The sequence below is a fragment of the Anaerotignum lactatifermentans genome, assembly GCF_014982935.1.
Lineage (GTDB): Bacteria > Bacillota > Clostridia > Lachnospirales > Anaerotignaceae > Anaerotignum > Anaerotignum lactatifermentans.
Genome location: NZ_JADCKK010000075.1, coordinates 1 through 10,595 on the forward strand (window position 1 = coordinate 1; position 10,595 = coordinate 10,595).

Consider the following 10,595-nt stretch of genomic DNA (forward strand, 5'->3'; position numbering starts at 1 on the left):
TATAATAACCATCGAATCAAAGCAAAGTTAAAGGGCTTGCCACCTGCAATTTACAGACAACAAGCCCTTCTGGCTTCTTAAACAATTTTAATTTGAAAATATTGTCTAACTTTTTGGGTTCAGTTCAGGAAAACGAGGTCTGATTTTTTTATATTTTATGCTTCACATTCCACAGGAATGAAGGAGAATGTTCCCACGTCAAACAGACCCATATCTGTCAGTTTGATTTCGGGGATAACCGCCAAAGACATGAAGCAAAGTGTCATAACAGGTTCTACGTCCCCTGCTACGCCCAATTCGCTGTATGCTTTGTCATGAATGTCGATAAGTTTCTGTTTTACCCATTCGCCGCTCTGATCGCTCATGAGCCCTGCAATGGGCATAGGCATACTTTCGATGACTTCGCCGTTTTTCACCAGAACGATACCGCCGTTCTGTTCTTTCAGTTTTTCTACGGCAAATGCCATTTCTTCATCGCTGACACCTGTCACGATGATGTTATGAGAGTCATGGGCAATGGACAGCGCCACTGCGCCTTCTTTGATGCCATAGCCTTTCAGGAAGCCACATGCCACATTACCTGTCATCTGATGACGTTCCACAACGGCAACTTTTACGATGTCGTTGTCAGGAGAGAACACAAATTCACCGTTTTCCACAGGAATATGGGCTGTTTCTTTCTTTGTCACAACACCGCCGGGCTGAATAGTGATCACATGGACATGATCGGATTTCAGATGCATTTTGAATTTATCCACAGAGAAATCTTTCAGATGCACGCTGTTGCGTACAGTGGAAATATCGTGGGTTTTGAATTCCGGCAGATATTTGCCTTCTTCTGCCACCAGTTCCCCGCGAATCCAAACTTTATGCACATGGAACTGTTCCAGATCATCCAACAGTACAACGTCCGCACGATAGCCGGGAGCGATGGCGCCTCTGTCATACAGTCTGAAACACTCTGCCGCATTCAGTGTTGCCATACGGATGGCTGTCATGGCATCAATGCCTTCTTCTACGCACATGCGCAAGTGGTTGTCCAAGTGACCTTCCTGCAGGATGGTTTTAGGCTGTCTATCGTCGGAGCACAGCAGACATCTGCGGCTGTTTTCCGGTGTCACGCCTTTGAGCAGTCTGCGCAGGTCATGGCAGGCAGAGCCTTCACGCAGCAGGATATACATACCCAGACTCAGACGTTCTTTCATATCTTCCACGGTAGCGCATTCATGGTCGCCCTGGATTCTTGCACTGGCATAAGCGGTCAGGTTTTTGCCTGTCAGACCGGGAGAATGACCGTCGATGAGTTTTCCTGCGTTTTTCGCAACCATCAGTTTATCTAGTGTATCATCATCGGCATTGAAAACGCCGGGGAAATTCATGAATTCGCCCAGACCCAGGATATTTTCCCGTTCAATGGGTTCTTCCATTTTATCTGCGCCCAGCACCAGACCAGCATGTTCAAAAGGTGTGGCAGGCACGCAGGAAGGCAGCATATATTTTACATCCATTTTGGTGTTCTTTGCCGCTTCCATCATGTAGTCCAGTGCCTGAATGCCCATAACGTTTACGATTTCATGAGGGTCTGCGATGATGGTGCAGCCGCCATGAGGCACCAGCAGTCTGCCCAGTTCTTCGGGGCTTACATAAGAGGATTCAATATGGATATGGCTGTCGATGAAGCCGGGAGCGGCATATCTGCCGCCGGCATCCACTTCCACTTTCCCCTGATACTGCCCAACGCCTGCGATCTGGTCGCCGGAAATGGCAATATCACCTTCCTGAATTTCACCAGTAAATACGTTTACCACTTTACAGTTCTTGATTACAACATCCGCTTCCACAGCGCCTTTTGCTGTGAGGATCAGTTTTCTCAGTTCTTCTTTCTTCATGGCAACCCCTTCTCTCATTCTTCTACCAGTTCCAAAACGGGATCATAGGTGGTCAATGCGCAGTAATCCACAGGGCCAACGTCTGTCAGAGCGTAGTCAGGGATTGCTGTGATGGGCAGGAAGAACATGTACATCATAGGATTAGGCAGGTCGGAGCCGATTCTTCTTGCCGCTTCGTCGATTTTCTTTTCCAGCTCTGCGATTACTTCAGGTTCTTCGTCGCTAACGATGCCGCCTACAGGCAGAGGCAGGAATTCGATCACTTTGCCGTTTTCTACAACGACCTGACCACCGCCTTGTTCAATCAGATGATTGACTGCGATGGACATGTCTTCTGCGCTGGAACCCATAACAACCAGGTTGTTGTCGTCAGGTGCGCAGGTAGAAGCCATAGCGCCGTTTTTCAGTTTCCAGCCGGAGCAGAATGCCAGAGATTTGTTGCCGTTTTTGCCGAATCTTTCCAGAACAGAAACCATGATAGCATCCTGCTGGGTATCAGGCTGGATGACGCCGTTTACAACTTTCAGTTCTACATCGCGTCTCTTACGAACGAAGGGACCTTTTACATCCATAGACAGCACTTTTGCTTTGCCGTTCTGGATGGGCACTTTGTATTCGAAATCTTCTTTTGTTGTCATTTTGCATTTGAGCTGACCTTTAAAGATAGGGCTTCTTGCAGGCGCTTTCAGTTCATAGGAAATGTGATGGTTTTCCGCTACCATCTGACCGTTTGTCATAACTTTTGCAACGGTGAATTCTTCCAGATTATCTACAAACAGGATGTCCGCGATTCTGCCAGGGCAGATGGAACCTACCAGATGGTCGATGCGGTATGCTTCCGCGCTGTTGATGGTTGCCATCTGGATGGCTGTCATGGGATCAACGCCAGCCTGGATTGCCAGACGTACCACATGATCCAGATGACCTTTGCTCAGGATGTCTGTTGCTGTTACGTCGTCTGTGCAGAAGCTTACACGACGAGCAAAAGCAGGGTTCACTTCTGTCACCGCACGGATGTTTTCTGCCAGGAAGTGTGTTACACAGGATTCACGGATAAGCATGTGCATACCTTTCCGCATTTTTTCCACTACTTCTTCGTGATCATAGCTTTCGTGATCCAGACGCACGCCGCTGCACAGGTAGCCATTCAGTTTTGTGCCTCTTGCCATAGGTGCGCAGCCAAATACGGGCAGATTGTTTTTGTATGCTTCTGCAATAGCGCCCAGTGTGTCTTCGTCTTCTTCCTGTACGAATTCAGTAACTGTTTCCCATACGCCGTAGCATTCAGGCCATTTCTGTACCATTTCATGAACATCTTTGTTGAAGTTGAAAGATACAGTAGACTGAGGAACGGTATAAGGTGTTTTATAAGGAGCGCCCCAGAACACTTTCAAAGGACTCTGTTTGATTTCTGCGAAAATTTCCTGCAGACCTTCCAGATTGGATACGGAAATGTATTCATCCAGACCGGAAATCATGCTGGTGGTACCGTGAGGCACAACTGCTTTTGCATAGCTTGTGATGCTCAGTTTGCTGCATTCGCTGTGGATATGACCGTCAATCAGACCGGGTACTAGATATTTGCCTGTTGCGTCGATAACTTCTGTATCAGGACCGATATAAGGTTCCACATCACCCACTGCCGCAATCATATCTTTATAGACAGCAATATCCGCGGGATAAATTTCGCTGGACATAACGTTTACCAGCATACCGCCGCGAATTACCTTTTCTGCGGGGATTTTTGCGCTGCCGGCACGAATTCTTTCCTTCAAAGTTGCCACTGTTCTTTCCATGTTTGTCTCCTTTCTGCTGCTCACACCATCTTTGCCTTTTGGAATCATGCCCATAAACAAAAAAAGCCTGGTTCCAATAACCAGGTTTCCCGTCCCGAATGCTTTTTAGAAGCCAGTATTGGAGTTATTTTATGACATCACCCCAATAGAATTTCGTTACACATGATTCACTTTGCAATCATCGTATCATAATTTGCCGAAATGTTCAAGACAAAGAATCAAATTTCCCTATGTTTTCCTTAACGTACAGAAAAAAACGGTATCCCAGCAAAAACAAGGCTTTCGCCTATTGTTTCCCCATTCATTCTTTGCTAAAATAAAAAGATATGACATATGGAATCTATATTGTTTAAAGGATAGAGGCGTTTTTTATGAATAAGATCAAACTCATTGCCTCCGATCTGGACGGCACATTACTGACAAGTCAAAAAGAAATCACACCACGTCTGCAAAAGGCGCTGACTTCCATTCATGAAATGGGCATTTTTTTTGTGCCCTCCACAGGCAGACCTTTTGCCGCACTGCCCACATGCGTCAAAGCACTGCCCTTTCTGAAGTATGTCATCACCAGCAACGGCGCGGCAGTTTATGACGCGGAACAAAAACAGAATCTTTTTCAGAGCCTTCTCTCAGCGGAAGCCGTGGAAAAGACCGTAAAAACCGTAAAGGGACTTCCCATACTGACGGAGTTTTTTATTGACGGGAAGGCGTATATTTCTCAGGATGCATACGACAACCTTTCCCGTTATCACCTGACGGATACCCACATGAAATATACCCGTGCCACCAGAATTCCCCTCTCTGACTTCTGGGGCGCGCTGGAAAAACAGAAGGATATTCTGGAAAACATCAATCTTGTTTTCAGCGATATGAAGCTGAAAGACCATATCTGGCAGACATTAAAGGAAACGGGGCTGGCTTCCGTCACAGCTTCCTCCGAAAAGAACATTGAAGTCACCAGCCTCATGGCAACCAAAGCCCATGCCCTCTCCCACCTTTGCGGCATTCTGGACATCCCCCGGGGAAACGTCCTTGCCCTTGGGGACAGGGATAACGACCTGCCCATGCTGGAATTTGCCGGCACCGGCGTTGCCATGGAAAACGGCGAAGACCATATCAAAAAAGTCGCTGATTTCGTCACCAAAAGCTGTGATGATTTTGGCGCAGCCATTGTATTAGAACAGATTATCGAAAAAGGAGAACTTTCATGAGCATTTTGAATGTAGAAAAACTGAGCCACGGCTTCGGCGACAGAGCCATTTTCACAGACGTTTCTTTCCGCCTGCTTAAAGGGGAACATGTTGGCTTTGTCGGCGCCAACGGCGAAGGAAAATCCACATTTATGAATATCATCACCGGCAAACTTATGCCCGACGAAGGAAAAATCGAATGGTCCAAGAACGTCCGCGTTGGCTATCTGGATCAGCACGCCGTACTGGAAAAAGGTCAGACCATCCGGGATGTGCTCCAGTCCGCCTTTGCCTTTCTCTTCGATCTGGAAGCCCAGATGAACGGCTATTATGCGGAAATGGCAGAAGCCGACGAAGAACGGATGAATTTCCTGATGGAAGAAACAGGCAGCATTCAGGAATTGCTGGAACATCATGACTTCTATATCATTGATTCCAAAGTGGAAGAAATCGGTCGTGCATTGGGTCTGACAGACATCGGTCTGGACAAAGACGTGACAGAGCTTTCCGGCGGTCAGCGCACCAAAGTCCTCATGGGCAAACTGTTGTTGGAAAAACCGGACATCCTTCTGCTGGACGAACCAACCAACTATCTGGATGAAAACCACATCGAATGGCTGAAGCGGTATCTCATCGACTACGAAAACGCCTTCATCCTCATTTCCCACGACATTCCTTTCCTCAACAGCGTGGTAAACCTCATTTACCATGTGGAAAACGCGGAACTGAACCGCTATGTAGGCAACTACGAAAAATTCCAGGAAGTGTATGAAATGAAAAAAGCCCAGTTGGAAGCGGCTTACCGGAAACAGCAGCAGGAAATCGAAGACCTGAAAGACTTCGTTGCCAGAAACAAAGCCCGTGTTGCCACCAGAAACATGGCAATGAGCCGCCAGAAAAAACTGGATAAAATGGATGTCATCGAACTGGCAAAGGAAAAACCCAAGCCGGAATTCAACTTCAAAGAAGCTCGTGCTTCCGGCAGATATATCTTCCAGACAGAAGACCTTGTCATTGGCTATGACAAGCCCCTTTCCCGTCCTCTCACCCTTTCCATGGAACGTGGACAGAAAATCGCTCTAGTAGGCGCCAACGGTATTGGGAAAACCACTCTGCTCAAATCTATCATTGGGGAAATACCTCCCATCAGCGGCAAAACCACTCTGGGGGATTATCTCTATCCCGGCTATTTTGAGCAGGAAAAGAAATACACCGATAACGTGACCTGCATCGACGAAATCTGGAAGGAATTCCCCTCCTACACCCAGTATGAAGTCCGTTCCGCTCTGGCAAAATGCGGCTTGACCACCAAACATATTGAAAGCATGGTAAAAGTCCTCAGCGGCGGCGAGCAGGCCAAAGTCCGTCTGTGCAAACTCATCAACAACGAAACAAACGTATTGCTGCTGGACGAACCTACCAACCACTTGGACGTGGACGCAAAAGAAGAACTGAAACGTGCCCTGAAAGCATACAAAGGCAGTATCCTGCTGATCTGTCACGAACCTGAATTTTATCAGGATGTGGTAACAGAAGTCTGGAACTGCGAAGACTGGACGACCGTTCAGCTTTGATAGAAATTTTATCCACCAGAAAACCCCCTTTCCAATTTCTTGGCAAAGGGGTTTTTGTTATTTATATTGAAATGATTTACATGCTTTCTTTCAGAATTTCCATGATTTCATCTTCTGTCAGCACTTTATAACCGCCGTCCAGAATGAAAGTGCCTTTGACGATGCCGGGCAGCATGTCTTCTGTAACACCCAGTTCACGGATATTCATAACCAGACCCAGTTCCCGCATCCAGCTTTCCATGGCTTTCAGACCTTCGTCAGCGATTTCTTCATCGGTTTTGCCTGCTGGATTCACATCCCATACATTCATGGCAAAGCGTTTGAATTTCTGCAGACCATAAGGGCAGATGGCACGATAATAAGGAATGGAAACGGCAGACAATGTCATACCATGGGTAGCATCTGTATAAGCGCCAATGGACTGCCCAATCATGTGTACCATCCAGTCGGTGGTTTTGCCCATATCCAACAGTGTATTCAGCGCCCATGTTGCTGTCCACATGATATTGCTGCGGGCTTCATAGTTTTCAGGGTCTTTGACGGCAATGCGGCTGCTGTGAATCAAAGAACGCATCAAGCCTTCGGCGATATAATCGGTGGTGTTGTCATCATCGCCGGAGAAATACTGTTCTGTGATATGGTTCATGATATCGTAAATGCCAGACACCATCTGCCATTTGGGCAGTGTGTAAGTCAGTTTCGGGTTCAGGATGGCAAACTTGGGGAATACATTATCTCCAAAGACATGCCCAATTTTCAATTTCTGTTCATGGTTGGTGATAACAGAGCCGCCGTTCATTTCAGAGCCGGTTCCCACCATTGTCAGCACACATCCCACAGGAATGATACGGTTATCCACATCTTCCATCCGCAGATAATACTTATCCCAAGGGTCTTCTTCACACCATGTGGAAACAGAAACGGCTTTGGCATAGTCGCAGACAGAACCGCCGCCTACAGCCAGAAGCAGGTCTACATCATTTTCTTTTGCTTTTTGACAGCCGTCGTATACTTTTTCGATTGTTGGGTTGGGCATGACGCCGCCGTCTTCCACAATGGTTTTTCCGCATGCGATGAGGATTTCGATAATCTGGTCATACAATCCGCTTTTTTTGATGGAACCGCCGCCGTAAATCAACTGTACAGTATCGCCGTATTTCTGTAATTCTGCTTCCAGATTCTGCAAAGCATCTTCCCCAAAATACAGCTTTGTAGGGTTGCTATAATAGAAATTTCCTAACATCTTCTATTCCTCCTTATTTCTCTACATTTCCGATAACTCTTGCAGGCACGCCGCCCACAATGGTATTTGCCGCTACATCTTTGGAAACCACCGCGCCTGCCGCTACAATGGCACCATCACCAATGGTCACCCCTGGCAGAACGGTTGCGTTGGCGCCAATCCACACATTTTTTCCAATATGGATGGCTGCGGGATGCATATTTCCTCTTTTTTCCGGATTTTTATCATGGTTCAGTGTTGCCAAAACCACGTTATGTCCCAGCAGGGTGCCGTCGCCGATGGTGATGCCGCCCTGATCCTGCATTCTGCATCCGCTGTTGAAAAATACGTTTTTCCCAATGGTCAGATTCTTTCCGCAGTCTGTATAGAAAGGCGGAAAAACTGCAAAATTCTCCCCAACGGTTTTTCCTGTCAATTTGCAGAACAATTCTGTGATTTCTTCCGGCGTATGGTAAGCATTGTTGAGCTTTGCAGTGATTTTCAGGGCTTCCTGTGCCAGCACATGCATACACTGATGCACGTCGGAACCAGCCACAACTTCTTTTCCGCTGTCCATAACTGCCAGAAATTCTTCCAGTGACAAAGGCATATTTTCCAGAGAGCTGCCGAAAGCAAAGAGTTCTTTCCGCAGGGCTTCCGACTGATTCTGCAGGTCATAGGCTTTAAAAATCCCCATGTTTTCCAGTCCCAAATACTGGATAAAGGAATTTTCGTAAGCATAAATGGCACCGTCGTATACGCTGTCACTGCCAGAAGACAGGAACAATGCGGCTTTTCTCAATTTTTTCGGTTTATCCAGCGCATAGATTCGATTGATGGCACACTGTAACTGCCCACTAAATCCATGATAATACACCGGCGACGCCAATACAATCATTTCCGCTTCTTTTAATAAAGGATAAATTTCCTGCATGTCATCCTGCTGGATGCAGCTGCCGTTTCCTTTTGTATGACAGTATTCACAAGCCAAACAGCCATTAATATTCTTTTCGCAAACAGAAATCACATCCACATGATGTCCCTGCTGTTTTGCCCCATCCAGAAAGGCATCAATCATAAAGGCTGTATTCCCGTGTTTCCGCGGGCTGCCGTTCAATACCAGAATATTCATTGTTTATTCCACTCCCATCTGAAAAGTCACTTCCACTGCCCCACTGCCTACGGCTTCTGCCAAACCGACAGGGTCATCTACCTTGCCCAAAGGCGTATAACCATAGCTTGTAGCAAAATCTTCATAAAACAGCACCAGACAATCTGAACCGTAAAGCATCAGATCACCTGTGTGAATCTGCCCCGGATATACCCGATCTGTGGGCAGGGATTGTGAAAGATAAGTATATTTTTCATTGCCATTGAGTTCTTCCATAGAAACTGTCATGGGCAGCATTTCTTTCAGAGATTTTGTCGTTTCATTCTCATAAAGGGAAACATTATAAGTTTTCTGTCCGATCACAATCTGCATCTTTTCCATCTGCACTTCCTCCTCCATAACTGTCTGTTCCGGTGCTTCTGCCGTTGTCCTTTCATCTGGAATATTCATGGAAATCCACAAACTAGGCACCAGGGCACACATCAAAATAGCCGTAAAACAAAATACTTTTATGGTTCGCTTTCTTTTCATAGCTTTCCCCCCATTCATCATACTTTTTGCAGCCTGCACTTCCTTAGCATCATTATATCCGCTTCCAGTTCAAAGAACAAATACTTATATCAAATACATTGTTATGCTTTTCAGGCATAACAAAACATGTTATAATTCCAAGTAAAAAAGGAGGTCTTGCCCTTGGAACTTCGTGTACTGCAATATTTTCTCACGGTTGCCAGAGAACAGAGCATTTCTGCCGCCGCCCAAGCGCTCCATTTGTCCCAGCCCACACTGTCAAGACAGCTGAAAGAAATGGAAGAGGAATTAGGGAAAACATTATTCCTGCGAGGCAACCGAAAAATCACCCTCACAGAAGAAGGGATGATTCTGCGGAAACGCGCCCAGGAAGTCATGGAGCTGCTGGAAAAAGCACAGGAAGAAATCGCCTGTTCCACAGAAATCATTGCCGGTAATATCCACATTGGCGCCGGAGAAACAGAAGGCATCCGCCCTTTGATTCAGGCAGCCCATACCCTGCAAAAACAATACCCGTTGGTACATTTCCACATTGTCAGCGGCGACAAGACTACCGTTCTGGAAGAACTGGATCATGGGCTCATTGACTTTGCCCTGATATTCGGGGAGATTGACACATCTCGCTATGATTTTCTCCCTCTGCCTGCAGTGGATACTTTTGGCGTACTGATGCCAAAAGACGCGCCCCTTGCCCAAAAGACTGTTATCGCTCCACAGGATCTTTTGCCCCATCCTCTCATCACTTCCAGACAGATGCTCCGGGACGATCATCTGGCGCATATTTTCGGAAATGATGCCAAAAACCTCACCATTGCCGGCACTTATAACCTGCTGTTCAATGGTTCCATCATGGTGGAAGAAGACATGGGATACGCCATCTGTTTTGACAATATCATTCACATCAGCGAGGACAGTTCTCTCTGCTTCCGTCCTCTTTCCGTGCAGGTTTCGCCGCAAATGCAGCTGATCTGGAAAAAATATCAGACATTTACAAAGGCTTCACAAAAATTTCTGGAAACCCTGCGGACATTTCTGTCCCTTTAATAACATACAAAAAGGCCTTCTGATAGTGAACTGCTCCAGTAAAAACGGACAATGACAAAAAGCCCCCTTATGTAGGATAATAGAACTACATAAGGGGGTCTCGCTATGTCCGAAAAAAAGGAATGAAAAAGTATCCAGCGGGGATACGAGAGGAAGTTGTATCACGAATCAGAGCAGGAGAAAGTCAGCGTGCTTTAAGTCAAGAGTATGGGATTAGTCGATGGGCAATTCACTGCTG

General features: G+C 46.5%; 9 protein-coding genes and 1 pseudogene. 4 read left to right on the forward strand and 6 right to left on the reverse strand.

Going from position 1 to position 10,595, the window contains the following annotated elements:
* Positions 1–81 (forward strand): IS3 family transposase (locus INF29_RS15145; RefSeq protein ID WP_330608303.1); only part of this gene is annotated, 81 nt, incomplete at its 5' end.
* A gap of 74 nt (positions 82–155) precedes the next feature.
* On the opposite strand, the gene ade is transcribed toward INF29_RS15145, so the two are convergent.
* Both ade and INF29_RS12850 read right to left on the reverse strand, forming a co-directional pair.
* Complete coding sequence (ade, locus tag INF29_RS12845) at positions 156–1,889, reverse strand: adenine deaminase (protein WP_072851467.1); 1,734 nt, start codon at positions 1,887–1,889, stop codon at positions 156–158.
* Between the two features lie 14 nt (positions 1,890–1,903).
* Positions 1,904–3,685 (reverse strand): adenine deaminase, encoded by a 1,782-nt coding sequence (locus tag INF29_RS12850; RefSeq protein WP_072851518.1) that lies wholly within the window; start codon positions 3,683–3,685, stop codon positions 1,904–1,906.
* A 371-nt stretch (positions 3,686–4,056) separates the two neighbouring features.
* Between INF29_RS12850 and INF29_RS12855 the strand changes: the two genes are divergently transcribed.
* Together INF29_RS12855 and INF29_RS12860 are read left to right on the forward strand one after the other, a co-directional pair.
* Positions 4,057–4,896, forward strand: a complete 840-nt coding sequence (locus INF29_RS12855) for a Cof-type HAD-IIB family hydrolase (RefSeq protein ID WP_193487049.1) — start codon at positions 4,057–4,059, stop codon at positions 4,894–4,896.
* Positions 4,893–6,449, forward strand: coding sequence for an ABC-F family ATP-binding cassette domain-containing protein (locus INF29_RS12860; protein WP_072851463.1), 1,557 nt, complete (start codon positions 4,893–4,895; stop codon positions 6,447–6,449). The genes INF29_RS12855 and INF29_RS12860 overlap by 4 nt, the downstream gene beginning before the upstream one ends.
* A gap of 76 nt (positions 6,450–6,525) precedes the next feature.
* Here INF29_RS12860 and INF29_RS12865 read toward each other — a convergent pair whose 3' ends face one another.
* From INF29_RS12865 to INF29_RS12880, 4 genes and pseudogenes are all read right to left on the reverse strand, one after another.
* A complete protein-coding gene (locus INF29_RS12865; protein ID WP_193487051.1) occupies positions 6,526–7,692 on the reverse strand; it encodes an iron-containing alcohol dehydrogenase in 1,167 nt (388 codons plus the stop codon).
* Positions 7,693–7,705: 13 nt separating this feature from the next.
* Entirely contained in the window at positions 7,706–8,275 is a 570-nt protein-coding gene (locus INF29_RS15260; RefSeq protein WP_191344879.1) for a DapH/DapD/GlmU-related protein, read from the reverse strand.
* A gap of 66 nt (positions 8,276–8,341) precedes the next feature.
* Positions 8,342–8,803, reverse strand: a pseudogene (locus tag INF29_RS15265) (flavodoxin family protein); the annotation flags it as partial.
* A gap of 3 nt (positions 8,804–8,806) precedes the next feature.
* Complete coding sequence (locus INF29_RS12880) at positions 8,807–9,313, reverse strand: cyclophilin-like fold protein (RefSeq protein WP_242949238.1); 507 nt, start codon at positions 9,311–9,313, stop codon at positions 8,807–8,809.
* Between the two features lie 162 nt (positions 9,314–9,475).
* On the opposite strand from INF29_RS12880, the gene INF29_RS12885 reads away from it, so the two are divergent.
* The gene (locus INF29_RS12885; RefSeq protein ID WP_193487053.1) at positions 9,476–10,357 is read left to right on the forward strand and encodes a LysR family transcriptional regulator; all 882 of its coding nucleotides are present in this window, start codon (positions 9,476–9,478) and stop codon (positions 10,355–10,357) included.
* Positions 10,358–10,595: the final 238 nt, after the last annotated feature.

Coding starts and splice junctions, on each gene's coding strand:
- INF29_RS12880 (WP_242949238.1), bottom strand. CDS start 9,313: ATGAAAAGAAAGCGAACCATAAAAGTATTTTGTTTTACGGCTATTTTG.
- INF29_RS12860 (WP_072851463.1), top strand. CDS start 4,893: ATGAGCATTTTGAATGTAGAAAAACTGAGCCACGGCTTCGGCGACAGA.
- ade (WP_072851467.1), bottom strand. CDS start 1,889: ATGAAGAAAGAAGAACTGAGAAAACTGATCCTCACAGCAAAAGGCGCT.
- INF29_RS12865 (WP_193487051.1), bottom strand. CDS start 7,692: ATGTTAGGAAATTTCTATTATAGCAACCCTACAAAGCTGTATTTTGGG.
- INF29_RS12855 (WP_193487049.1), top strand. CDS start 4,057: ATGAATAAGATCAAACTCATTGCCTCCGATCTGGACGGCACATTACTG.
- INF29_RS12850 (WP_072851518.1), bottom strand. CDS start 3,685: ATGGAAAGAACAGTGGCAACTTTGAAGGAAAGAATTCGTGCCGGCAGC.